The organism is Segatella copri (assembly GCF_024330485.1).
Lineage (GTDB): Bacteria > Bacteroidota > Bacteroidia > Bacteroidales > Bacteroidaceae > Prevotella > Prevotella copri_L.
Map to the genome: position 1 here is coordinate 1 of NZ_JANDWX010000009.1, position 24,392 is coordinate 24,392.

17 protein-coding genes and 1 pseudogene are annotated in these 24,392 nt (G+C 47.4%); 14 read left to right on the forward strand and 4 right to left on the reverse strand.

Annotation, left to right across the window (positions count from 1 at the left end):
* Positions 1-586: 586 nt before the first annotated feature.
* Entirely contained in the window at positions 587-688 is a 102-nt protein-coding gene (locus tag NNC77_RS06905; RefSeq protein WP_254970565.1) for a BRO family protein, read from the forward strand.
* Here the strand turns inward: NNC77_RS06905 and NNC77_RS06910 are convergent.
* The gene (locus NNC77_RS06910) at positions 685-1,362 is read right to left on the reverse strand and encodes an outer membrane beta-barrel protein (RefSeq protein WP_254970567.1); all 678 of its coding nucleotides are present in this window, start codon (positions 1,360-1,362) and stop codon (positions 685-687) included. The genes NNC77_RS06905 and NNC77_RS06910 overlap by 4 nt on opposite strands.
* Positions 1,363-1,601: 239 nt before the next feature.
* On the opposite strand from NNC77_RS06910, the gene NNC77_RS06915 reads away from it, so the two are divergent.
* The 6 genes from NNC77_RS06915 (at position 1,602) to NNC77_RS06940 (ending at position 11,612) form a co-directional block, all read left to right on the forward strand.
* Positions 1,602-4,109 (forward strand): YfhO family protein, encoded by a 2,508-nt coding sequence (locus tag NNC77_RS06915; protein WP_118190090.1) that lies wholly within the window; start codon positions 1,602-1,604, stop codon positions 4,107-4,109.
* Positions 4,110-4,124: 15 nt separating this feature from the next.
* The gene (locus NNC77_RS06920; RefSeq protein WP_118063692.1) at positions 4,125-4,946 is read left to right on the forward strand and encodes a GSCFA domain-containing protein; all 822 of its coding nucleotides are present in this window, start codon (positions 4,125-4,127) and stop codon (positions 4,944-4,946) included.
* 27 nt (positions 4,947-4,973) lie between these two features.
* Positions 4,974-7,451 carry a bifunctional UDP-N-acetylmuramoyl-tripeptide:D-alanyl-D-alanine ligase/alanine racemase gene (locus tag NNC77_RS06925; protein ID WP_254970568.1) on the forward strand — a complete coding sequence of 826 codons (2,478 nt, stop codon included), beginning with the start codon at positions 4,974-4,976 and terminating at the stop codon, positions 7,449-7,451.
* A gap of 238 nt (positions 7,452-7,689) precedes the next feature.
* Entirely contained in the window at positions 7,690-9,045 is a 1,356-nt protein-coding gene (locus tag NNC77_RS06930; protein WP_117695507.1) for a PTS galactitol transporter subunit IIC, read from the forward strand.
* 27 nt (positions 9,046-9,072) lie between these two features.
* Positions 9,073-10,038 (forward strand): 5-dehydro-4-deoxy-D-glucuronate isomerase, encoded by a 966-nt coding sequence (gene kduI, locus NNC77_RS06935; RefSeq protein ID WP_254970570.1) that lies wholly within the window; start codon positions 9,073-9,075, stop codon positions 10,036-10,038.
* A 110-nt stretch (positions 10,039-10,148) separates the two neighbouring features.
* Complete coding sequence (locus tag NNC77_RS06940) at positions 10,149-11,612, forward strand: MFS transporter (RefSeq protein ID WP_254970571.1); 1,464 nt, start codon at positions 10,149-10,151, stop codon at positions 11,610-11,612.
* Between the two features lie 229 nt (positions 11,613-11,841).
* Here the strand turns inward: NNC77_RS06940 and NNC77_RS06945 are convergent, their stop codons facing one another.
* Positions 11,842-12,579, reverse strand: a complete 738-nt coding sequence (locus NNC77_RS06945; RefSeq protein WP_118190082.1) for a nitroreductase family protein — start codon at positions 12,577-12,579, stop codon at positions 11,842-11,844.
* A 367-nt stretch (positions 12,580-12,946) separates the two neighbouring features.
* On the opposite strand from NNC77_RS06945, the pseudogene NNC77_RS06950 reads away from it, so the two are divergent.
* From NNC77_RS06950 to dnaA, 5 genes and pseudogenes are all read left to right on the forward strand, one after another.
* Positions 12,947-13,405, forward strand: a pseudogene (locus tag NNC77_RS06950) (adenosylcobalamin-dependent ribonucleoside-diphosphate reductase); the annotation flags it as partial.
* Between the two features lie 66 nt (positions 13,406-13,471).
* Positions 13,472-13,849 (forward strand): dihydroneopterin aldolase, encoded by a 378-nt coding sequence (gene folB, locus NNC77_RS06955; protein WP_254970573.1) that lies wholly within the window; start codon positions 13,472-13,474, stop codon positions 13,847-13,849.
* A gap of 55 nt (positions 13,850-13,904) precedes the next feature.
* Positions 13,905-15,245: an N-acetylmuramoyl-L-alanine amidase family protein gene (locus NNC77_RS06960; RefSeq protein WP_254970575.1), complete on the forward strand. Its 1,341-nt coding sequence runs from the start codon at positions 13,905-13,907 to the stop codon at positions 15,243-15,245.
* 50 nt (positions 15,246-15,295) lie between these two features.
* A complete protein-coding gene (locus NNC77_RS06965) occupies positions 15,296-16,195 on the forward strand; it encodes an MlaD family protein (protein WP_118139295.1) in 900 nt (299 codons plus the stop codon).
* 310 nt (positions 16,196-16,505) lie between these two features.
* Complete coding sequence (dnaA, locus tag NNC77_RS06970) at positions 16,506-17,921, forward strand: chromosomal replication initiator protein DnaA (RefSeq protein WP_153082260.1); 1,416 nt, start codon at positions 16,506-16,508, stop codon at positions 17,919-17,921.
* A gap of 145 nt (positions 17,922-18,066) precedes the next feature.
* On the opposite strand, the gene pnuC is transcribed toward dnaA, so the two are convergent.
* A complete protein-coding gene (gene pnuC / locus NNC77_RS06975; protein WP_254970577.1) occupies positions 18,067-18,663 on the reverse strand; it encodes a nicotinamide riboside transporter PnuC in 597 nt (198 codons plus the stop codon).
* A 12-nt stretch (positions 18,664-18,675) separates the two neighbouring features.
* The gene (locus NNC77_RS06980) at positions 18,676-21,036 is read right to left on the reverse strand and encodes a TonB-dependent receptor (protein WP_254970582.1); all 2,361 of its coding nucleotides are present in this window, start codon (positions 21,034-21,036) and stop codon (positions 18,676-18,678) included.
* A gap of 305 nt (positions 21,037-21,341) precedes the next feature.
* Here NNC77_RS06980 and NNC77_RS06985 point away from each other — a divergent pair, with 305 nt between their 5' ends.
* On the forward strand, positions 21,342-22,664 hold the full coding sequence (locus NNC77_RS06985; protein WP_254970583.1) for a RagB/SusD family nutrient uptake outer membrane protein: 1,323 nt from the start codon (positions 21,342-21,344) through the stop codon (positions 22,662-22,664).
* 477 nt (positions 22,665-23,141) lie between these two features.
* Entirely contained in the window at positions 23,142-24,293 is a 1,152-nt protein-coding gene (locus NNC77_RS06990; protein WP_254970584.1) for an AraC family transcriptional regulator, read from the forward strand.
* Positions 24,294-24,392 lie beyond the last annotated feature (99 nt).

Consider the following 24,392-nt stretch of genomic DNA (forward strand, 5'->3'; position numbering starts at 1 on the left):
TGCCTTTCCGCATTGTTACCTGCTTTGCATAGGTAACTGTGGCTCACGATTTAGTAACTGAACTACTTCAATATTCCTCACTCGCTTGCTTTATGCCGATTTGGCAACTTTGTGCAAATATGCTCATTCCCAACTGTTTACGTTCCAACCTCTCTTATTCTCCTTTGGCTGCTTTAGAGCTTTATGTTAAACAATCTAACTCGCCGTTTTGCGCCCCGCAACTCATACTTTTTCAGAAGAGAAAACATAGAGTTAAAGAGAAGAAAACACAGCACCTTATTCAGTATTCAGTTATTCAGTTTTTTTTTAAGGGGTTGCTTCCCCCCCCCTAAAAAGTAAAGTTTATATACTATCTATATATCTACATATATAATATATAATATATATAATATAATATAATAATAAAAATACATTACAAAATAACCAATCCCTTTCTTTCGGGTTTTCAAACCCTTTATCCATGTAAGGGTTTAAAAAAAAACTGAATAACTGAATACTGAATACGGATGGTCTTACCCATGCCCCCTGTTTTAGGGTGCATGGGTAGTTTTTTAAAAAAGGAGAACCGCAGTTCTGTGCCCAACAGATGCTCTATGTCAACGAGAGCGGTTCCTATGCTTTGGTTCTCGGCTCCAAACTTCCTACTGCCGTGAAGTTCAAGAACTGGGTTACGGCTGAGGTTTCCTAGAAGTTAACTCCGAAATTGAGCTGGAGGGCTCCATTGCGCGATTTGTCGAAACTGTCGTGGCAGATGTTGGCAAGACCGATATCGTAGGTGAGATCGGCATAGAACATGTCGTAGCCGATGCCGCAGCCGATGCGGATACCACCATCAAGGCGGCGGAAGTTTGCATCCTTGAATGAGCTCTCTGCTTCACGCTCGGCAAAGTTCTTGATCTTGCCTCCTACACCAACGGCAAAATAGCCGCCTACCTGAGGCTGGATGGAGAAGTGGTCGTCTACTTCGTACTTGTACTTCAGTACGGCTGGAATCTCAAGATAATTGAGGTCGTAGGTCATCTTCTTGCCTTCAGGAAGATCCTTCTTGCCACCTTTCTCTATATATGAAAGTCCGGTTTCGAGATAGAGTGGGGCACTGTTGGTCAATGGAATGCCGGCTACTACGCCCACATTCAGGCCGGTCTGCCAGTCGCCACCATCCAGACGGGAATCGTCGGAATTGACAAAGGTGAAGGCAGGACCGATGCGGAATCCGTAATACGGACTGCCGTAGTTGTGGTTGTAACGGTAGTCGAGATGCCCCGTCTGCTTGTTATAATATCTGCTGTCACGATAATTCTGTGCTGCTGCCGGCATCAGAGCCAGGAGCAATGCCATCATGATGAATGCTAATCTTTTCATAATTCTTATTCTTTTATACATTAATATATTCTGTTTGAAGAAACTTGTTTTACGGTGCAAAGGTAGGGATAAAAAACGAAACGGCAGTGAGTGTTTCCCTAAATGATAGAGGGGAACCCCTATTTCTGACCTAATACAACTTTCTCAACAAAAAAAATATAAATTTTTGCTATATTTTTTTGTTTTGTCTCCAATTTGTGCTATCTTTGCCTTCAAATTATAAACGTTTATATAGAAATATGAAATTTTTGAAGAAGTATCTACTGGATATTCTGGTAGTTATTGCATTTGCAATCATCTCCTTCGTCTACTTTATGCCTGCCGATATGGACGGACGAATCCTCTTCCGACATGATGCAGCGGCAGGAAAGGGACTGGGACATGAAAAGGAACTCTTCCAGCAGCAGACGGGAGAGACTACACGATGGACGAACTCGGTGTTTGGCGGTATGCCTACCTATCAGATGTCGCCTTCGTATGACAGTAATCAGGTGCTCAGCCAGATTGTGAAGGCATATCATCTGTGGTTGCCAGACTATGTTTGGTATGTCTTTGTATACCTCCTGGGCTTCTATATCATGCTGCGTGCCTTCAACTTCAGACAGTCGCTGGCAGCGCTGGGAAGTATCATCTGGGCATTCTCGTCCTACTTTTTCATCATCATCGCTGCCGGACATATCTGGAAGGTATGGGCGCTGGCTTATCTGCCTCCGATGATTGCGGGCGTGGTGCTTGCCTATCGGGGCAAGTATCTCAAGGGACTGCTCCTTACTGCCATCTTCTCGGCTTTCGAGGTGCAGGCTAACCACGTGCAGATGACTTATTACTACCTCTTTATCATCCTCTTCATGGTGATTGCCTTCCTGGTAGATGCCATCAAGAAAGGTGAACTCGCACGTTTCGGAAAGGCTACGGCGGTATGCGTGGTGGGTGCCCTCATCGGTATCTCGCTCAACCTCTCGAACCTTTATCATACCTGGCAGTACGGTCAGGAAACCATGCGTGGAAAGAGTGAACTTGTAAAGAAAAATGTGGCTAATCAGACCAGCAGCGGTCTGGATAGAGACTATATCACACAGTGGAGTTACGGTATCGACGAAACGTGGACGCTGATGATTCCGGATGCCAAGGGCGGCGCCTCCGTTCCGCTGGCGCAGAACCAGAAGGCGATGGAGAAGGCGGATCCTAACTTCGTGCAGATTTACCAGCAGCTGGGACAGTACTGGGGCAACCAGCCGGGAACGAGCGGACCGGTATATGTAGGTGCCTTCGTCTGCATGCTCTTTATCCTCGGTCTGTTTATCGTGAAGGGTCCGATGAAGTGGGCGCTGCTCGCTGCCACCATCCTGAGCATCCTGCTCGCTTGGGGTAGAAACTTCATGCCGTTTACCAATTTCTTCCTCGATTATGTGCCGATGTATGCCAAGTTCCGAACGGTGGCATCTATCCTGGTCATCGCAGAATTCACCATCCCGCTCCTGGCGATGATGGCGCTGAAGAAGATTGTGGATGAGCCGGAAATTCTGACAGAGAAGATAAAATATGTATATGCCAGCTTTGGTCTGACAGCAGGCTTCTGTCTGCTCTTTGCCATCATGCCGGGCGTATTCTTCCCAGATTTCGTATCGGTACAGGAGACACAGGCGCTGCAGCAGTTGCCTCAGGAGTATATCTCTCCAATCATGAGCAATCTGACGGATATCCGCAAGGGCATCTTCACATCCGACTGCTGGCGTTCGTTCTGGATTATCCTCATCGGTTCGGCACTGCTGATGCTCTTCAAGATGAAGAAGCTGGGCAAGGAATATATGATTGCCGGTATTGCCGTGCTCTGTCTGGTGGATATGTGGATGGTGAACAAGCGCTATCTCTACGATGATATGTTCGTGGACAAGGCGCAGCGCGATACACCGCAGCAGATGACCGAGACCGACAAGATTATCTGCCGTGACAAGGCACTCGACTACCGTGTGCTGAATCTGGCATCGAATACATTCAATGAGAACGAGACCTCTTACTACCACAAGAGCATCGGCGGTTATCATCCAGCCAAGCTCCGTCGCTACCAGGAGATGATTGATGCACATATCGCTCCTGAGATGCAGAAGACGATGCAGGCGGTAGCTGCTGCGGGCGGCGATATGACCAAGGTGAACGGCGACAGTATCTATCCGGTATTGAACATGCTGAATACCAAATACTTCATCATGCCGCTGCAGGGCGGACAGACCGTTCCGGTTCAGAATCCGTATGCCTACGGCAATGCATGGTTCGTAGACGAGGTGAAGTATGTGAACAATGCCAACGAGGAAATCGATGGTGTGGGCAAGGTAAACCTCCGACACGTGGCTGTGGCTGATGCCAAGTTTAAGGAACAGCTGGCGCAGAGCGTAAAGCAGGATGATACTTCGGTGGTGAAGATGATTCAGTATAAGCCGAACAACCTGACTTACGAGGTGAAGTCGAGCAAGGGCGGCGTGATCGTATTCTCTGAGATTTACTATCCGGGCTGGACGGCTACGGTTGATGGACAGCCGGCTGAGCTGGGCAGAGTGAACTATATTCTGCGTGCGCTGAACGTGAAAGCAGGAAGCCATAAGGTTGTGCTCGATTTCCATCCTCAGTCGCTCAAGAATACCGAGACGGTGGCTTACATCGGTTATGGCGTTCTGGCTCTCCTTATTATAATAGGTGTAGTGGTTGAGGTGAGAAAACGCAAGAAGGCTTCTCCGGAAGTGAATGAATAAAAAGGAGAAAGACTTATGCTGTTTCGCACAGAAATAGATATTCCGAAGGCCGACTTCGAGATAGGGGCGGCAGAGCGGATGCTCTTTGTGGGCAGTTGCTTTGCCGACAATCTGGGTAGGCGGTTTGTGGAGAACCGCTTCCGGGCTACGGTGAATCCCTTCGGGGTGATGTATAATCCGGCAAGCATTCTCCATACGGTAGAGAAATGTTCCGAGGTCCGCCCCCGTGTGGCTGTCTTTACGCTGGGTACCAACCATGTGTATATCCTGAAGGAGACGGGCGAGATAGTGGACAACTGCCAGAAGCGCCCGCAGCGCCTCTTCGAAGAGCGGGAACTGAGCGTGGACGAATGTGCCGGCTATCTGCAGAAGGCTATCAATCTGCTGAAATCGCAGACCGCAGCATCTGATGGCAGTGAAGGCACTCTGAAGGTAATCATCACGGTAAGCCCTATCCGCTATGCGAAATACGGCTATCACGGGAGTCAGCTTTCGAAGGCTACGCTCCTGCTGGCAGCCGATAAGCTGGTGAAGGAGAATCCCGGAGTGGTGAGCTATTTTCCGGCTTACGAGATTATGAACGATGAACTTCGTGACTACCGCTTCTACAAGGAAGACATGCTGCACCCGAGCGAACAGGCTGTGGAATATATCTGGGAGCGGTTCCGGGCAACTTACTTCGGCAAGGCAGCGGAGCAGTTTCTGGAAGACTGGAGGCCTATCCGCGAAGCACTCGGCCACAAGCCCTTCCATCCCGAGAGCGAGGAACACCAGAAGTTCATCGCCAGGACGGAAGAGAAGAAAAGACAATTTGAGGAGAAATATCATCTCTTATAAAATAAAGAATATTTAAATAACAAGACAATGACATATACTATTGAAAAGGTAACCACACTGATAGGTGCGCGTCGCTATGGAGACAATGATACCAACATCGGTTTTATCCTGACCGATAGTCGTTCACTTTGTTTCCCAGAGGAAACTCTGTTCTTTGCGCTCAAGTCGGAGCGTAATGATGGTCATAACTACATCCCTGAGTTGTATCGCAGAGGTGTGAAAAACTTTGTTGTAACGAATGTGCCTAAGGGCTATGCTTCTGATTATCCGGGAGCCAACTTCCTGAAGGTAGTAAACACGCTCGAGGCTCTCCAGCGTCTGGCTGAGCGCCACCGTGACGAGTTTAACATCCCTATCGTAGGAATCACGGGTTCAAACGGCAAGACCATGGTCAAGGAGTGGCTCTACCAGCTGCTCTCGCCAAGCATGTTTGTTACCCGCAGTCCGCGCAGTTACAACTCTCAGATAGGTGTGCCATTGTCGGTATGGCTGATGAACGAGCAGACCCAGGTGGGCGTTTTCGAGGCAGGTATCAGTATGCCTGGCGAGATGCTTGCCCTGCGTGACATCATCCAGCCAACCATCGCCGTACTGACCAATCTGGGTGCTGCGCATCAGGAGAACTTCTCTTCCTTGGAGGAGAAATGCCGGGAGAAACTCATCCTCTTCCATGACGCAGAGACCGTAATCTATGATGGCGATGACGAGGTTATCAACAAGGTGATAGCCGAATATCCCGACTATAAAGGCGAGAAACTCTTCTGGTCGCTCAAGAACCCGGAGGCTTCTTTCTATGTAAAGAACATCGAGAAGCAGCAGAGCGTGAGCGTGATTACCTATATATATAAAGGTGAGGAAGACAGCTTCTCTATCCCGTTCATCGACGATGCATCTGTACAGAATGCCATCATCTCTGCCGTCGTGGCATCGAAACTCGGTCTTTCGGCTGAAGATATCGACAAGCGCATGACACAGCTCGAACCTGTGGCAATGAGACTGGAGGTGAAGGTAGGACAGCACGGATGTACGCTGATCAACGACAGCTACAACAGTGATATCAACTCGCTCGATATCGCTCTCGACTTCATGAACCGCCGTCCAGACCATCGCGGTCGTCGCCATACACTGATATTGAGCGACATCTACCAGAGCGGTCAGGAACCGGAGGCTTTATATAAAGAGGTGAGCGATTTAGCCCGTAAACGTGGCGTGGTAAAGTTCATCGGTATCGGTCCTGAGCTCTGCAAGCAGCACGATGTGATTCAGATTTCAGAGAAGTTCTTCTTCCCGAATGTAGATGAATTCATCGCCAGCGAGGTGTTTGCTTCCCTGCGCGATGAGGTGATTCTGCTGAAGGGCGCCCGCCAGTTTGGCTTCGACCAGCTCACTGAACTGCTGGTACAGAAGGTACACGAAACAACGCTGGAGGTGAATCTCAACGCCGTGGTAGCCAATCTGAACTACTACCGTGCGTTCATGAAGCCGGAAACCAAGCTGGTATGCATGATCAAGGCAGACGGCTACGGTGCAGGTGCCGTGGAGATAGCCAAGACCCTGCAGGATCATCGTGTAGACTATCTGGCTGTGGCTGTAGCCGATGAGGGCGTTACGCTGCGCAAGAACGGCATCACCAGCAATATCATGATCATGAATCCGGAGATGACCGCCTTCAAGACCATGTTCGATTACGACCTGGAGCCGGAGGTTTACTCTTTCCGTCTGCTCGATGCGCTCATCAAGGCAGCCGAGAAAGAGGGCGTAACCGGTTTCCCTGTCCATATCAAACTGGATACCGGCATGCACCGCATGGGCTTCGACCCTGAGAACGATATGGAGGAACTCATCGGTAAGCTGAAGCACCAGAATGCCATCATCCCACGTTCTGTGTTCTCTCACTTCGTGGGCAGCGATGACGACAGCTTCGATGATTTCTCAGCTCATCAGTTTGAACTCTTCGACAAGGGCAGCAAGCAGTTGCAGGCAGCCTTCGACCATAAGATTTTGCGCCATATCTGCAATTCGGCAGGTATCGAGCACTTCCCGGAGCGCCAGCTGGATATGTGCCGTCTGGGACTCGGACTCTACGGTATCAATTCGCGCAACAACAAGACCATCAACTGCGTGAGCACCCTGAAGACAACCATTCTGCAGATGCACAACGTGAAGGCAGGTGACAGTGTGGGCTACAGCCGCAAGACAATTCTCGACAGAGACAGCGTCATCGCAGCCATCCCTATCGGATATGCTGACGGACTGAACCGCCGTCTGGGCAACCGTCATGCCTACTGTCTGGTGAACGGCCAGAAGGCAGAATATGTGGGCAACATCTGTATGGATGTGGCGATGATAGACGTGACCGACATCCCTTGCAAGGAAGGAGATTCGGTAGAAATCTTCGGCGAGCATCTGCCTGTCCAGACACTGAGCGACATCCTCGAGACGATTCCTTACGAGGTGCTGACCACCATCAGCAACCGTGTGAAGAGAGTTTACTTCCAGGACTAGGAAGTGAAGAGGGAAGAATGAAGACCGATTCGGTAAAAAATCATTTAAAAACGTATAAAAATAGAGAAATCCTATCAGAAATGTTCTGATAGGATTTTTTTTTGCGTAAATTTTTCCTTTAAAACGTATTGTAATTGAAGAAAAAAGTGTATCTTTGCACACAACAAATCATCTAAAGACAAAAGAGGGTGCTCCTTGTCGAGTATTTTCTAACAATTAAACAATTCAAAAAATTAAAATGGAACAAGTATTTAGCTATATTATCAGTCTCGGTGCGAGCGTGATGATGCCTATCATCTTCACGGTTATCGGTCTGTGTATTGGCATGAAATTCGGAAAGGCTCTGAAGTCGGGACTCTTCGTAGGCGTGGGTTTCGTAGGCTTGGGCGTGGTAACAGCATTGCTGACTACCAACTTCAACGACCCATTGAAGGCTATTTCTGACATCTACCACCTACAGCTAAACGTTTTTGACATGGGATGGCCTGCAGCTGCAGCTGTAGCTTACAATACAGCAGTGGGCGCATTGATTATCCCAATCTGTCTGGGTGTCAACTTTCTGATGTTGATTACCAAGACAACACGTACAGTAAATATCGACCTCTGGAACTACTGGCACTTCGCCTTTATCGGTGCGGTGGCTTACTTCGTGATGGGCCAGAGTTTGCTCTGGGGCTATTTCGCAGCTATCGTCTGCTACATCAACACGCTGGTTTGTGCAGACCTGACAGCCGACAGATTCCAGAAATATTACGATTTGGATGGTATCTCAATTCCGCAGCCATTCTGCCAGAGTTTCATGCCATTCGCAATCGTTTTCAATAAACTCTTCGATATGATTCCGGGCTTCTCTAAGCTCGATATCGATGCAGAGGGACTGAAGAAGAAGTTTGGTGTGCTCGGTGAGCCACTGGTACTCGGTGTTATCGTAGGTGCCCTGATAGGTTGGGCAGCCCAGCTCGATATCAAGAAGATTCTCTTCCTGGGTGTAACGATGGGTGCTGTGATGGAGTTGATTCCTCGTATTACAGCCCTGTTTATCGACGGTTTGAAGCCTATCTCAGAGAAGACACAGGAGTTGGTGAAGACCAAGTTTAACGGCAAGAAGGTTCATATCGGTATGAGTCCTGCCCTGGTTATCGGTCATCCTACTACCCTGGTAGCATCTGTGATTCTGATTCCGGTTATCCTTGCTATCGCAGTCTTCCTGCCAGGTAACCAGTTCTTGCCTTTGGCTTCGTTGGCAGGTATGTTCTACCTCTTCCCAATGATTCTGCCGTTTACAAGAGGTAATGTGGTGAAGACGCTTATCATCGGTCTGGTAACCCTCGTCATCGGTCTCTACTTCGTTACCGATATGGCACCAGACTTTACGCTGGCAGCCAACCAGGTTTATGCAGCAACAGGCGATAATGCTGCTCATATCCCTGACGGATTCTCAGGCGGTGCACTCGATTTCGCATCCTCTCTCTTCGGATGGGTTATCTATCGCGGTGTGAAGCTTTCATACGTAGGTATGGGTGTTCTCGCAGTCATCACAGTAGCCATGATGGTTATCAACCGTCAGCGCATCGTGAAGGAGGAAAAAAAGTAAAAAGGTAAAAATAAAAACAAGATAACAATGAAGAAATTAACATTAATATTAGCAGCAATGGTATTAACAGCAAGTCAGGCTTTTGGCCAGTGTGGAAAATGTGGTTATGAAGTGAAGGCTGAAAATGCCTACACTAACTACAATGTTCGTTATGCAAGTAATCCGATGGATGCAAAGCTCTATACAACAGACCGTCTTCGCGGTGAATTCGCTATCGAGAAGGTGTTTGCTCCAGGCGAGGTAAACTGGACATACACCATGTTCGACCGCTTCCTCATCGGTGGTGCTGAGCCAACAACCGCTCCTCTGAAGCTGACTTCTATCGCTCCTCTCTATACAGACAAGCCAAACGATCAGAAGAATCTGCTCGACAACCGCGAGTTGGGTATCATCAACATCGGTGGCGAGGGTACTGTTACCGTTGACGGCAAGAAGTATACACTCGGTTTCCAGGAGGCTCTCTACGTAGGTCGTGGTGCCAAGAACATCGAGGTAAGCAGCAAGGATGCAGCTAAGCCAGCCAAGTTCTATATGAACAGCGCTTGTGCTCATCAGACATATCCTACCAAGAAGGTTACCCTGAAGGATGCCAACAACATCAAGGCTGGTAGCCTGAAGGAGAGCAACGACCGCGTAATCCACCAGTTGATTATCGACGGTGTAGCCGGTGTTCGTACCTGCCAGTTGCAGATGGGTGTTACTGAGTTGAAGGAGGGTTCTGTATGGAACACCATGCCAGCTCATACTCATCTCCGCCGTATGGAGACTTACCTTTATTATAATGTACCAGAGGGTCAGAAGATTCTCCACGTAATGGGTGAACCACAGGAGACACGTCCTATCTGGTTGAACAACGAGCAGGCTGTGATTGCTCCAGAGTGGTCTATCCACTGTGCAGCAGGTACCAGCAACTATACCTTTATCTGGGGTATGGCAGGTGAGAATCTGATCTACAACGATATGCAGGTAGTGAAGATTCCTACATTGGAATAAAGAAGTACAGTAAATGGCAACCTGGCTTATGATTAATATGAGCCAGGCTTTGCCGTCTAAATAGTAATCTAAAATAAAAATAAGTATAACGCTTAAAAACTTTTTGCAAAATGAGTCCTATTACAACAAGCAAAATGTCCAACTTCCGTTGGGTAATCTGTGCGCTGCTCTTCATTGCAACCACAGTCAATTACATGGACCGTCAGGTTCTCTCTTTAACATGGAAAGACTTTATTGCTCCAGAATTCCACTGGACAGATGATCACTATGGTACCATCACCGGTCTTTTCTCAATCTTCTATGCCATCGCCAACCTCTTCGCAGGTAAGTTCGTTGACTGGATGGGCACCAAGAAAGGTTATCTCATCGCTATCTTCGTATGGTCAACAGGTGCTGTGATGCACGCCGGTTGCGGTTGGGTAGCTATGCAGATGGAAGGATATGATTCTATCGAGGCGCTTCGCATGGTGCAGGCTGGTAGTGATGCAGCCGTAGCGATTGCTACAATCAGTGTATGGCTGTTCCTCTCTTGCCGTTTGATTCTTGCTGTGGGTGAGGCAGGTAACTTCCCTGCAGCCATCAAGGTAACAGCAGAGTATTTCCCTAAGAAAGACCGTGCTTTCTCTACCGCTATCTTCAACAGTGGTGCTTCAGTAGGCGCTTTGGCAGCTCCAGCTACCATTCCATTGTTGGCTCGCAGTATGGGCTGGGAGTGGGCTTTCATCATCATCGGTGTGCTCGGTTACGTATGGATGGGCCTCTGGGTATGGCTCTATGACAAACCATCTAAGAGCAAGCATGTTAATAAGGCTGAGCTTACTTATATTGAGCAGGATGAGGACCTCGAAAAGGTTGAGGCTGAGAAAGAGACAGAGACTGCCGCTGAGGAGAAAACTATCGGTTTCCTGAAGTGCTTCAGCTATCGTCAGACCTGGTCATTCATCGTAGGTAAGTTGATGACTGATGGTGTTTGGTGGTTCTTCCTCTTCTGGGCACCAGCTTACTTCTCTGATCAGTATGGTTACTCTTCAGACTCTGGTATGGGTATCGCCCTCATCTTCACTCTCTATGCTATTGTAACCGTATTGAGTATTGGTGGTGGTTACTTGCCAACTTACTTTGTAGACAAGAAGGGTATGAATCCATATATCGGTAGAATGCGTGCGATGTTGATTTTCGCTTGCTTCCCATTGCTTGGTCTGATTGCCCAGCCTATGGGTGCGTACAGTGCATGGTGGCCAGCTATTATCATCGGTTTGCTCGGTGCAGGTCATCAGGCTTGGTCAGCTAACCTCTATTCTACCATCGGTGATATGTTCCCTAAGTCAACTGTAGCTACTATCACCGGTATTGGTGCAATGGCAGGTGGTATCGGTTCCTTCCTGATTAACAAGGGCTCCGGTATGCTCTTCACCTATGCAGAGGGTCAGGGTTCAGCCTTCAGTTTCATGGGCTTCGATGGCAAGCCAGGTGCCTACATGATTGTATTCTGCATCTGTAGTGTTGCTTACCTCGTAGGCTGGTGCATCATGAAGGCATTGGTTCCTAAGTACAAGCCAATCGTTGTAGAATAATGAAAAGGCACTTTTTAAAGGTAAAAAGGTAAAAAAGTAAAAAGGTAAAAAAGCCTTAACCCTTTATAACCCCATTCCCTCGTAAATTTATATAGCCCCTGGTGTGTTATTACATCAGGGGCTTTTAATATTACGGGGGACCTGCGATGGAATCGCAGGGAACGGGGGTGCAAAGAGGGAGAGGGGGCTTTTTACCCTTTTACCCTTTTACCCTTTTACTTTTTTACCTTTAAATAAATCCTTGCTGCTTGAGGGCTTCGAGGAAACCTTGGCTCATCGCCTCGCAATCCTTCTTTGTGTATCGGATGTCGGTAAAAACCTGGGCTAGGGTCTCTACGTTGTTGATGCGAACGAACTCCTTGTTTTCTTCAAGAGCTTCCTTCTCAGCATAGAAGTCGTCAATCTTCTCTGGGGTATAATCCTCGAAATGCTCGTGGTGGATGATGCTGCGCAGAGGGAGACGGTCGCTCAGGGCTGGATGTTCTGCCGGCCATCCGATGGTCAATGTGGCTACTGGCATTACAAGCTTAGGGAGTTTCAGGGTGTCGATGATCATCTTTGGCATATAAACCGTAGTTCCCAGGAAACAGGTGCCTAAACCGGCTTCTTCTGCTAGGTTCGTGAAGGTCTGGGTGAAAAGAAGGGCATCGGTAGCTGCATTCATAAAAGAGAGAATGTTGTCATAGCCCGGGGTTCCTTTGCGGTTCTCTGCCCAGAGGGTTGTGCGGCGATAATCGGCACAGATGGTGAGGACGACAGGGGCTCCTGTTACCATTGGCTGGTTGAAGTGGGCTGGCGCCAGCGCCTTCTTTCCTTCTTCGCTTCTTGTTACCACAACGCTGTAAAGCTGCAGGTTTCCCATCGTCGGGGTGCGCTCTGCCTCTTCCAAAAGGCGGTTCAGGAGTTCTTCAGAAACTTCCTTCTCTGCATATTTTCTGATGCTTGTTCTGTTCTTAATCGATTCCATATCTTTTTTATTTTATCATTATACCTTATTATATATAGGAGTTCTGTTCCATTTCAAAACCCTATTTTGCTGCAAAGTTAGTGAAAGTTTCCCAAAAAGTTGTCTTTCTTTCGCTTTTTTAGTGAAATATATGCCAAAACGTTTCAGATTTTAGAAATAAAAGTTTAATTTTGCACCTAAATATGAAACGTTTGATATGAAATATACTGAAAATATGACTTTTGAAGAGGCTTCCAAGGCTCTTATAGATGAATTGAATGCTAATCTGGCAACACTTCATCAGAATTATCATGTAGAACAGTCTGATTGGAATAAACTCTATGATCAGATAGCCAATGTTGTTTCAGAGGAAACTCATCTTCCTGTTTTCTCTCCTGAAGTGATGGAGGTGCGACCTCGAGAACTGGAATGCGATGTGGTGCGATTCCAGAATAATAAGGAGAAATGGGTGGCTCTGGTAGGACTGCTCGATGGTCATCCATACGAAATCTTCACGGGTTTGCAGGATGAGGACGAGGGTATCATGCTGCCTAAATCTGTAAGCAAAGGCAAGATTGTGAAGACCATTCTGGATGGAGGATTGAAGCGATACGACTTCCAGTTTGTGAACAAGCGAGGCTATAAGATTACGGTTGAGGGATTGAGCGAGAAGTTTAATCCTGAATACTGGAACTATGCCAAGCTGATTTCCGGTGTGCTGCGCTACCGTATGCCTATCGAACATGTCATCAAGCTCGTTTATCAGCTCCAGCTTACTTCAGATAACATCAATACCTGGAAGAAAGGTGTTGTGACAGCCCTGAAGAGATATCTGAAGGATGGTAGCCTGATGAAACTTTACGATGATAGCGATTCCGAATCCTAATCCCCAAGATAGAAACTGATATAAACTATGCTTTTACGTAGTAAGATATACCTGAAGAATGTCCGTTTCCATGCATATCACGGCGTTCTGCCACAGGAGACCCAGGTGGGCAACGATTATGTGGTGAATCTGGATGTGAGCTATGATTTCTCCAGAGCCATGGAAACCGATGATCTGGCTGGAACCCTCAACTATGCAGAACTCTATGAACTCGTGAAACAGGAGATGGAGATACCTAGCAAACTGCTGGAACATGTAGCCGGAAGGATAGGAAAGCGACTCTTTGCAGAATATCCGACTATTCAGAAAATACAACTCGCCATTACCAAAGTTAATCCTCCTTTTGGAGCAGATTGTGACGGCGCAGGGGTTGAAGTTGTATTAACAAATGATAAAACTTTATAGTAGATTTAGGTTTTCTGATACAAAAGTAGTAATTTTGCAAAATCATCAGAAAGATATGTTGAAGAAAATAACATTCATATTGACCCTATTGTGTATGTTGGTGCTGACAGCGACAGGCGCCAACCGCCGTTTCACGCTCGTTATCGACCCAGGTCATGGCGGTCATGATGCGGGTGCACTTGGTGCTATTTCCAAAGAAAAGAATATCAATCTCTCTGTGGCATTGCAGTTTGGCAAATATGTTGAGCGCAATATGCCGGATGTGAGAGTCATCTATACCCGCAAGACGGATGTCTTTATTCCTCTGAAAGAGCGTGCCAACATTGCTAACCGCGCCAATGCCGACCTGTTTATCTCGGTACATACCAATGCGCTGCCAGCCGGTAAGATAGCCCGCGGTTTTGAAACCTATACGCTCGGTATGCACCGTGCCAAGGATAATCTCGATGTGGCTATGCGAGAGAACTCCGTTATCTCGATGGAGAAGGGCTATCAGCAGACCTATCAGGGTTTCAACCCGCGATCTTCTGAGAGTTACATCATCTTCGAGTTTATACAGGGTAAGAATATGGAGAGAAGCGTAGAACTGGCGCGCAATATCCAGCGAAAGGTATGTTCCGGTGCCAACCGTCCGGATAAGGGTGTGCATCAGGCTGGATTCCTGGTTCTCAGAGAAACTTCGATGCCTAGCTGTCTGATAGAGCTCGGTTTCATCACCACTGCTGACGAAGAAAGACTGCTCAACGATGCCAGCAGGGTGGATGATATCGCCCGAGGCATCTACGAAGGTTTTGCGCAATATCGCAATAAATACGATAAATCCATCTCGGTTCCTTATCGAGCTGCGGATACCGAATCGGTGCCGGTTGCCAAGATAGTTTCTGATACGAAGCAGGAGAAGAACGAGCGCCGTGCTGAGGAGGCGGATACTGCGCCGAGAAGAACGGTGAAGCAGGTGGAAACCAGAGCAACAAAGGCTAAAACGGTTCAGCAGAACAGAAGACAGAACCAGCAGGATAAGCCGGCTCAGCAGAACAGACAGACGCAGCAGAACAGACAGACGCAGCAGAACAGAACTGTAGCTCAGAACAAGCCGGCACAGCAGAAAGCCAATGTAGCCGATGCGCCTGTCTTCAAGCTTCAGATATTTGTCAGCAACCGCACGCTCCGCAAGGGCGATGCCCATTTCAAGGGCGAAACCGGTTATGACAGTTATCAGGAAGGCAATATGGTGAAATATACGATGGGAGCCTCTACCAACTATAATGAGATTTTCCGCTTGCGCAAGACGCTTGCAGAGAAGTTCCCGGAAGCTTTCATCATAGCTTTCAAGAATGGAAAGAAATATGATGTGAATCAGGCTATACGTGAGTTCAAACAGAACAGAAACCGCTGATTGACCTGAGTAAGGATAAGATATAAGCACGAATATATAAAGAGATAAATATGAAGCTAACAAAAGAAATCAAGATAGCTCTTGTAGCTATTGTCGGTATTTTGGTTATGTATTTCGGAATCAATTTTCTGAAAGGCATGAATCTGTTCTCTACCAACAACGCCTATTATATGACGTTTGATGACATCCAGGGACTGGGTGCTTCTACGCCTATTTATGCGGATGGTTATAAGGTAGGTACCGTGGATGGCTTGGAATATGATTACAAGGAGAATGGTCCTATCAAAGTAAAGGTGGATATTAACAAGGATTTGAGAATCCCGCAGGGCAGTAAAGCCGAGATAGTAAAAGACCTGATGGGTAACCTGCAGGTGAATCTGCTTCTGGCAAACAATCCGCGCGAAAGAGTAGAACCGGGTGGTATCATTCCGGGTGCTGTAAACGGAGGCATGATGGATAAGGCTGCCAACCTGGTTCCGGTAGTGGAAAAGATGTTGCCTAAGTTGGATTCTATCCTTACCAGCGTGAATGCGCTGCTGGCTGACCCGGCTCTGGCTGCTTCGCTGCATAATGTGGAAACCATCACAAGCAACCTCACCGTTTCTACACGTGAGTTGAATACGCTGATGGCGGGTCTCAACAAGCAGGTTCCGGGTATGGTAAGAAAGGCGAATGGCGTGCTGGATAATACCAACCGTCTGACAGCTAATCTGGCCAGTCTTGATGTGCAGGGCACTTTGAACAAGGTGAACCAGACTTTGGAGAGTGCTCATCAGTTTACTGAGAAGCTGAACAGCAACCAGGGAAGCCTCGGATTGCTGATGAACGATACCAAGTTGTACGACAATCTGACGTCAACCATGAGTCATGCCGACTCCTTGGTTATCGACTTGAAGGCACATCCGAAACGCTACGTCCATTTCTCTGTTTTCGGTAGAAAAGACAAGTAAAAAGAGTCAAAGCTAAATAAATTTAGTCTAAATAAGATTCAGTATGTTTCACGCCCCGAAATGACTCGCAAACTGTTTGTTTGTTAGCCGTTTCGGGGACGTTACATTATTGTTTCACTGAATTTCAGTCTGCTATATTTGTATTTTAGGCAAGTGTTTGGTATTCAGTAATTTAAAGACTATCTATTAAAATGTTTTAAATAAGGGGATTTGCATTTCTCCTATTTTTTTTGTAACTTTGCACGTGATTTCGCATCTTTTGGTGCGTCCCGTCATTTGTGAATTAAAGTATTAATAATATAAGTAATCAATGTTAGCAAGTCCAAAAGCCCTCTGGGACAACAGTCTTTTGCTCATAAAGGACAGTGTAACAGAGCAGCAATATAACACATGGTTCAAGCCAATCGTCTTTGAATCGTACAAGCCGTCGACAAAGACTTTGTTGGTGCAGGTTCCGAGTCCGTTCGTATACGAGTACTTGGAACAGAACTTTGTTGACTTGTTAAGTAAGGTGCTGCATCGTAATTTTGGTGAAGGAATCCGTCTCACTTATCGTGTTGTAACCGATAAGGAGCATAAGCTTTCTCAAGATATAGAGGCAGATCCAGACGATGCTGATATGGCAAAGCAAACTCGTGAGCGTGCCCAGCAGACGGCTGCCCAGCCTGCCGCTCCCCAGCAGCAGGAAGACATTGATACACAGTTAGACCCGAAGCTTACTTTCAACAATTATATGGAGGGTGACAGCAATAAGCTGCCTCGTTCCGTAGGATTGTCTATTGCCGAGCATCCAAACACCACCCAGTTTAACCCAATGTTCATTTACGGACCTTCGGGTAGCGGTAAGACGCATCTGGTGAATGCCATCGGCCTGAAAGCGAAGCAGATGTATCCTCAGAAGCGTGTGCTCTATGTGAGTGCCCGTCTTTTCCAGACCCAGTATACTGATGCCGTGCTCCATAATGCGAGCAATGATTTCATCAACTTCTATCAGTCTATCGATATGCTGATAGTGGATGATATCCAGGAGTGGGCTGGTAAGGCGAAGACGCTGAATACCTTCTTCCATATCTTCAACCACCTTTTCCGCAACGGAAAGCGTATTATCCTGGCGTGCGACCGCCCTCCGGTAGAGTTGAAGGATATGCCAGACCGTCTGCTCACCCGTTTCTCTTGCGGTCTGGTCTGCGAGTTGGAGAAGCCGAATATCCAGTTGTGTGTGGATATCCTGAGCAATAAGATCCGTCGTGACGGTTTGAAGATTCCGGTAGATGTCATCTCTTTCATCGCCCAGACCTGTAACGGAAGTGTGCGCGATTTGCAGGGAGCCATCAATGGCCTTCTGGCTTACAGCATTGTTTATAACAGCAGCATTGATATCCGTCTTGCCGAGCGCGTCATCAAGCGTGCGGTGAAGGTGGATGATAAGCCGCTCACCATCGATGATATTGTTGAAACGGTTTGCCATCATTATAATGTAACGGTTACTGCCGTGAACAGCAAGAGCCGTAAGCGTGATTATGTCGTGGCAAGACAGGTAACGATGTATCTGGCACAGAAATATACCAAAATGCCTGCTTCGAGAATCGGCAAACTCGTTGGTAATCGTGATCATAGCACAGTTATCCACAGTTGTACAAAAGTGGAAGAAAGGCTGAAGATTGATGCTGGATTCAGCGATGAACTGGTTAGTATCGAAAACGGATTAAAGGTGAAAAGGGCATAAAGGATGTGCTTTTCGCTGATAGGATAAGTTTAAGCGCGGAACCTTGGTATAGTGGTTCTTGTTTATATAAATGAAATAAAGGAAGCCTGGCAAGTTTGTTTTTGCCTTGGCTTCCTTTTTCCGTTCATAATATCTGAACTATTAACTAGCAACTCTTTTTCATCATCATCTTCTTCCATTTAAAGTATCCGGCTACGGCGATGATGACGTAGAGACCGTAAAGTCCTGCCTTGAATGGGATGCCTTTGATGATATAGAGATAGAAGCAAACGGCATCTACGATAATCCAGAAGAACCACTGCTCGATATATTTGCGTGCCAGCGCCCAGAGACCTACAAAGCTCAGGGCATTGGTGAAACTGTCTTGCAGAGGAACCGTAGAGTTGGTGAAAGTTATCAGTATATAATAGGTGATGCCCCAGGCTGCCAGGAAGAACAGAAGAGTAGGAAGATAGAGCGACTTCTTCATATAGGTAATCGGAAGTTCTTCTTTCTCCTTCTGGTTGTGTTTCTTGCCATATTTCCATACGGCATAACCATATATACCGGCTATCGTATAGTAGACCGCCATACCCGCATCGCCGTAAAGACCATGACTCCAATAGAGCCATACGTCCAGGGCGGGCATGATGATGCCTACCAGCCAGAGCCAGATACTGGCACGGTACTCCAACAGGATATAAACCAGTCCGAGTACCGTGGTAAAGATGTCTAAACCATGTGATGCAATATAATCCATCATGATGATTTCTGATTAGAACTTCAATGTAAGATGCGTCATCCAGGTGGTATCTGCCATTGGGATGTAGGCTATCTGCTTGAATCGTTTGTCCAATGTATATCCGTAACCGGTAGCATTGCTCCAGGTGAATGCGCTGGCTGCATAGTGGCGGTTGAAGATATTGTTGATGTCCACACCGAAGCTTACCTCCTTGATGCCGAGAGCCTTGGTTACCTTAGCACTGTAGTTCAGGCTCAGGTCGCTCTGTGAATAGCATGGCAGTGAGAAGTCGCGGTCTTCTGTGTTGGTAATATACTGGCGACTTACAAAGTTGGTGTGCCAGGTAGCTGAGAAACCGGCATAGTGGATGTCGATGAATCCGTTCAGAATAGCTGATGGAGAATAAGACAGGGTTGAGTTGTCGTAATGTACTACGCCTGGCTTCGTTTCATCATCCCAGTTGCTTACATACTCATCAAAGTCCTTGATCTTGTTCTTGCTCAAAGCGGCATTTCCTTCTACAGACAACCATGACAATGGTGCCCAGCCGGCTGTCAGCTCTACGCCCATACGGTAAGAATCCTTGATGTTGGTGGTCAGCGCCTCGCCGATGTCACTCAACTGTCCGGTCTGAGCCAGCTGGTTGTCATAATCCATATAGTAGAAGTTGGCGCCTGCATGCCAGTTGTCGCCCTGATACTGATAGCCGAACTCTACATCGAGCAGCTTCTCCTCTTTTGGGAATGGATAGTTGAAGTTGTCGGTAAAGTTGTTACGCTCTGGCTCGCGGTTGCTGTAGGCTACAGATGCGTATGCCTTGTGGCCATCCTTGTTGAAGCTGATACCTGCCTTAGGGTTGAAGAAGTTGTACTTCTCGTTGATGTTCAGCTCCTGGTTCTTGTAGCTGCCATCTGCCTGGGCGATAAACTTGTCGTTGATACCGTCGGTCTTGTATTCTACACGGCGATACTGCAGGTCAGCGAAGGCATTCCAGTAGTCTGCAAAGCGATAGCTTGCCTTGACGAAGGCGCTGTAGTCATACTTGTGGGCATCAGAATCATAGTACTTATACTGGCCGTTGCTGCCGAAGAATTTCTTCTCGGCATCCTGGTTGGCGATATAAGTAAGGTATCCCCAGTGGTTGCCACGGAACTGCTGCAGGTTCAATCCGCCGATAACATCCCAGTGCTCATCCTTGTAGTTGGTATTGTATACCATGCCGTAGGTATGCTGGGTGAGTCCCTTCTTGCGGATGAAGTCAGACTTCTTGACCTTGTTGCCCTCTGCATCCTTGTAAACGAGTCCGAACTTGGCAAACTTGGCGTTGTTCTTGAACTCCTTGTAGTAGCCGTAGCCATAGGTATAATGCAGTGAGAGGCTGTGGCTCCAGTGGCTGCTTGGTGTCCAGGTAGCCGAAAGGATGTTGTGGTTCTGATAGAAGTTATCAGTAGTCTTGTCCCATTTGCTTCCGTCGCGCAGGGTATAAGGAGTGATGGTATAATCGCCCTTGCCGTTGCGAACCAAATCACCTGTCAGCACATTAAACTTATCCAGACCTGCCTTATACATATCTTTATAAGTGCGGATGCCATCCTCAAGGAGGGTGAAGTTAGAGTTGTAATCTCCGCCCAGCACACCGTTCCAAGCCTGACCGGTCTTCTCGAAGTTGCCGATGTTCTTGTAGCTTATCTTGAAGTTGTCGCCCAGCCAGGTCAGTCCGCCATAGTAAGAACCTGAGCGGCCTGCTGTGCCGTCTACATAACCGTCGGTAGCTGTCTCGTGATAAGCACCGTCAAAAATCAGATGCTTGCCGAGCAGACCTGTAGAGAAGCTGGCGCCTGTATGATAGGTATTGTAAGAACCGAAAGAACCGGTAACTTCTGCAGTAGGGGTGAGCGAAGGAGCAGCTGTAGCCATAGAGATGCTTCCACCGAAGGCACCGTCGCCATTGGTAGAAGAGCCTACGCCGCGCTGTACCTGGATGCTGCCCAGAAGCGAAGAATAACTGTTCATGTTAGCCCAGAAAACGGTCTGGTCTTCCGGTGAGTTGAGAGCCACTCCGTCGAGTGTTACATTGATGCGGCTTCCGGCAGCGCCACGAATGCGCATATAGGTAGTACCGGTGCCGATACCGTTCTCACTCCAGGCGAGAATGCCCGGTGTACGAGAAAGGAGAAATGGCAATTCCTGACCTGAGCAAGAGAATTGTTTGAGTTCTGATTTCCTGATGTTAGCCACGGCGTATGGTGCTTCCTTTGCGGCACGTACGCCTTTTACAATCACTTCATTCAAATTCTGCACCTTCAAGGTGTCGATTTTTGTCTGTGCCAGTGCAGCCTGGCTTGCCAAAGAGCAAAACGCTACACTGAGTGCGATCCCGTTGAATCTTTTCATTTATTTAAATTAAAAACATCATATAAGGGGGAATGTGCCTTATTTTCCTACGCCAGCATTACCTGGTTCAGGTCGATGGGTATATTCTCAGCATCCGCTTTTTTCTCTTTTCCGGCGGTAGCACCCCTTAGTTAGCTCTCTGCTAACCGGGTGCAAAGGTACAAATAAATTTTAATCCCGCAAAATTTACGTAGATTTTTACTATATTTGTGTCCTTTTATCATTCTTTTTTCTTATATTTGCAGTCGGATTGCTGTTATTCGCAGTCCTTACAGTTTGAAACCTAAACTTCATGTGATATGGTTATGAGACGGTATATTTCACATTTGTTCACGTGGGTCATCTCTTTCCTGACCCTGTTGGCATTCTCATCGTGCTTGAATGAGCATCCTAAGGATCAGCTCGATGGGGGTGGCAGCAATGGTTCTGCGTCTGAAATATTCGATACGACCATAGCTCCTTTATATGATTTTATGGGTGGAACGATAGATGGGGAAGGCATCTGCGATATTCAGCGTCTGGACAGTCTGCTTTCTCTTTCTCCTGATGATGAGCAGCTTTATTCTTCCTGGCAATATCTTTATCGGGCTATCGGCATGTGCAACAAGTCGCTGGATATGATTGATTTACAGTCAGTACGCCTTACCGATAACCAGAAGGCGCAGTTCAAGGCTGAGGTGCGTGCCATCAGAGCCATGATGTATTATGAAGCGATGGATTTGTATGGCAGGATTCCGGTACTCCTGTCTTCGGCAGAATCACTCATCTATGAACCGGCTTCGGGCTCTTCGGTTACCGATGAAAAGCTGTCGGCTCAGAGCGAACGGAGCGAAATCTTCCATTTCATCTTCAGCGAATTGCAGCAGGTGTTGCCTTATCTTCCTCAGACGTCCAGTTTGGAGGAAGGCTCTCATTATGGGCGCATCACGCAGCCTGTGGTTAACTTCCAGCTGGCTAAACTGGCGCTGAATGCTGAAATCTATATGTATAACGATTGGACGCAGGGTTACAGGAAGCGTCCGAAGGGTAGGGACCTGGAATTTATGGTGCGTACAGCCGATGGCGCCTCGCTCATTACGGGCGGCAAGGCGAGTGAGAACCGCAGCAAGATATTGAATGCTTGGGAAACCTGCATCTTCTATTGCAACAGACTGGCTGATGAGGGCTGCAGTTTAGAGGAGGATGAAATCTTCAACAGTTCTGTGCGTTATCAGATGCCGAAGGATGCGCTGGTGATGGATGAGGCTGATTCTGTTCTGCATTCCCGACCAGCCAAACCTCTGTTCCGTTTCCGTTATGCTGATGTGTTGCTGATGAAGGCTGAGGCGATGGAGCGCAACGATGGGGATGGCAGGGCAGAGTATAATATGGTTCGTGCGCATGCCGGTTTGCCTGTGCGCAAGTCCTCGCTTGCCAATATTCTGGAAGACCGTCAGGTTATGCTGGCGGGCGAAACCTGTCATCGTCAGGACCTTATCCGTTTCGGCAAGTTCCTCAAGTCCTCGCATCTTCGCCGTTCTGTTCAGTCCGCTCTTACGTCCTCTTCCATCGTCTTCCCGATACCTCAGCGAAGTCTTGCCTTCAATGGCAAGTTGGTACAGAATAAAGGATATGAGGCAATGGAATAGCCCAAAACTCTTCACTCTTCACCCGATAGCTCGAATCCCCTTTATATAAAGGCGTTGCGGAGGGTGAAGAGCTTTTTGTAACTCTTCACCTCTCTTCACCCACTCTTCACCTCTCGAATCCCCTTTATATAAAGGCATTCCCAGCGATTGGGTGAAGAGTGAAGAGTAAAATCAATTTTCGCCTTCTTTTCTGATATCAGCCGGAACCGGTGTGATATTTCGGTTATTGAAAAACCTGGCAAACCGGTTTTCGTTCGTTGTTTGGCTCAGACAGCCCACTGTTCTTCCTATCGCTAGTCTGCTGTTCTAGTTTCGCCAGTCTGCTGTTTCCGATAAATAAAACCATTTTTTTTCGTCCTTTTATTCACTTTTTCCCCATTTCTCCCCTCCATTTAAAAATAAAATTTGTACTTTTGCATACGTTTTAACGTGTTAACGATAATCTTGGCAGATGCCAAATACAAAAATAAGAACGAAATGGATACATTATATTTATTGCAGTTCGCCTGTTTTCTATTTATGTTTATCAATATCCTCATCCTGGGTATTACCCGACTGCACATGAAGTGGATGAACCGGCGATATGAAGTGTCACGATGGCTGATTATCGGAGCCATGGTAGGATTGGCCATACAATTTCTCATGCAGATGCTTCTGGGCTTCCGGGCTCAAGACGCTGCTGTGGGAGCCGTTTTCAACATTCTGGTCTATCCCCCTTGCTTCTCGCTCATCTCTATTGGCATTTACAATATTGAGGCAACTCATGCCAACCGCCGGAAGATGAGCATCGTTTGCGCCAGCATTTATGCCGCCATATTGGCTGCCTTCTGCATCGGCTTTATCCAGAGGGGAAACTTCCATATCGGCAGCTGGATTTATGTGATGATAGTCCTGTTCGCCTTCAGCGTAGCCTATTGCATCTATATGATAATAGTGGAAATCAGAAAGCGCAGAAGGATGCTTGAGGTGATGGCTGGTTACGATATCCTGCCTTACGTGAGATATGCGCGAGCCAGTGTATTCATGGTCTTTTTCCCTGCAGTAGCCCTGCCTTTTGCAGTTCTTTCCACCAAATCTCTATATGTAATCGGACCTCTGGGACTGCTTGCTGTCTTTTTCTTCACGCTCAGTTTCATGGCTTTGGGCTATAATTACATGCCTACCGAAGAACTTCTGGATAAGGAGGAAGAAGAGGAGGCTGCCATGGAAAGTGTGGAAGACAATGCCTGTTTAGAACTGCAGGATGAAGAACTTGATGATAAGAAAGAAACTTTACAATCACTGCGTTCAGAAAGACGGCAGAAGATCGTCCGTGAGAGGTTGGATGAATGGTGTGCTGCCAAGGGTTATAGGGATACGTCGCTGAATATGATTACCCTGTCACGTTCGTTGGATATCAGCAGATACGAGTTGTCGCGCTACCTCTCATCCTGTCTCAATACCACCTTCCGCCCCTGGCTTGCCGAGGTGCGTTTTGAGGCTGCCAAGAAGATGATGTTGGATAACCCAGACTTCGGTAATGACATCATTTCTGCCGAGTGCGGCTTCTCTTCCCGTACCCATCTCTACCGTATGTTCAAAGAGAAAGAAGGCTGCTCTCCTACGGCTTGGAGAGAGAAAAACTGTTAAAAAGTATGTATTAGGTGTCGCATTCCCCACGAATGAGACACCTTTTTTGTAGGAATGCGACACCTATGTGGGGGAATGCGACACCTTGTTTCAAAGAAA

Bases quoted from the DNA above. Each gene is read 5' to 3' on its own strand.
- NNC77_RS06940 (WP_254970571.1), top strand. From the start codon at position 10,149: ATGAGTCCTATTACAACAAGCAAAATGTCCAACTTCCGTTGGGTAATC.
- NNC77_RS06920 (WP_118063692.1), top strand. From the start codon at position 4,125: ATGCTGTTTCGCACAGAAATAGATATTCCGAAGGCCGACTTCGAGATA.
- NNC77_RS06905 (WP_254970565.1), top strand. From the start codon at position 587: ATGCTCTATGTCAACGAGAGCGGTTCCTATGCTTTGGTTCTCGGCTCC.
- NNC77_RS06985 (WP_254970583.1), top strand. From the start codon at position 21,342: ATGAGACGGTATATTTCACATTTGTTCACGTGGGTCATCTCTTTCCTG.
- pnuC (WP_254970577.1), bottom strand. From the start codon at position 18,663: ATGATGGATTATATTGCATCACATGGTTTAGACATCTTTACCACGGTA.
- NNC77_RS06960 (WP_254970575.1), top strand. From the start codon at position 13,905: ATGTTGAAGAAAATAACATTCATATTGACCCTATTGTGTATGTTGGTG.
- NNC77_RS06930 (WP_117695507.1), top strand. From the start codon at position 7,690: ATGGAACAAGTATTTAGCTATATTATCAGTCTCGGTGCGAGCGTGATG.
- NNC77_RS06945 (WP_118190082.1), bottom strand. From the start codon at position 12,579: ATGGAATCGATTAAGAACAGAACAAGCATCAGAAAATATGCAGAGAAG.
- kduI (WP_254970570.1), top strand. From the start codon at position 9,073: ATGAAGAAATTAACATTAATATTAGCAGCAATGGTATTAACAGCAAGT.
- NNC77_RS06990 (WP_254970584.1), top strand. From the start codon at position 23,142: ATGGATACATTATATTTATTGCAGTTCGCCTGTTTTCTATTTATGTTT.
- dnaA (WP_153082260.1), top strand. From the start codon at position 16,506: ATGTTAGCAAGTCCAAAAGCCCTCTGGGACAACAGTCTTTTGCTCATA.
- folB (WP_254970573.1), top strand. From the start codon at position 13,472: ATGCTTTTACGTAGTAAGATATACCTGAAGAATGTCCGTTTCCATGCA.
- NNC77_RS06925 (WP_254970568.1), top strand. From the start codon at position 4,974: ATGACATATACTATTGAAAAGGTAACCACACTGATAGGTGCGCGTCGC.
- NNC77_RS06965 (WP_118139295.1), top strand. From the start codon at position 15,296: ATGAAGCTAACAAAAGAAATCAAGATAGCTCTTGTAGCTATTGTCGGT.
- NNC77_RS06910 (WP_254970567.1), bottom strand. From the start codon at position 1,362: ATGAAAAGATTAGCATTCATCATGATGGCATTGCTCCTGGCTCTGATG.
- NNC77_RS06980 (WP_254970582.1), bottom strand. From the start codon at position 21,036: ATGAAAAGATTCAACGGGATCGCACTCAGTGTAGCGTTTTGCTCTTTG.
- NNC77_RS06915 (WP_118190090.1), top strand. From the start codon at position 1,602: ATGAAATTTTTGAAGAAGTATCTACTGGATATTCTGGTAGTTATTGCA.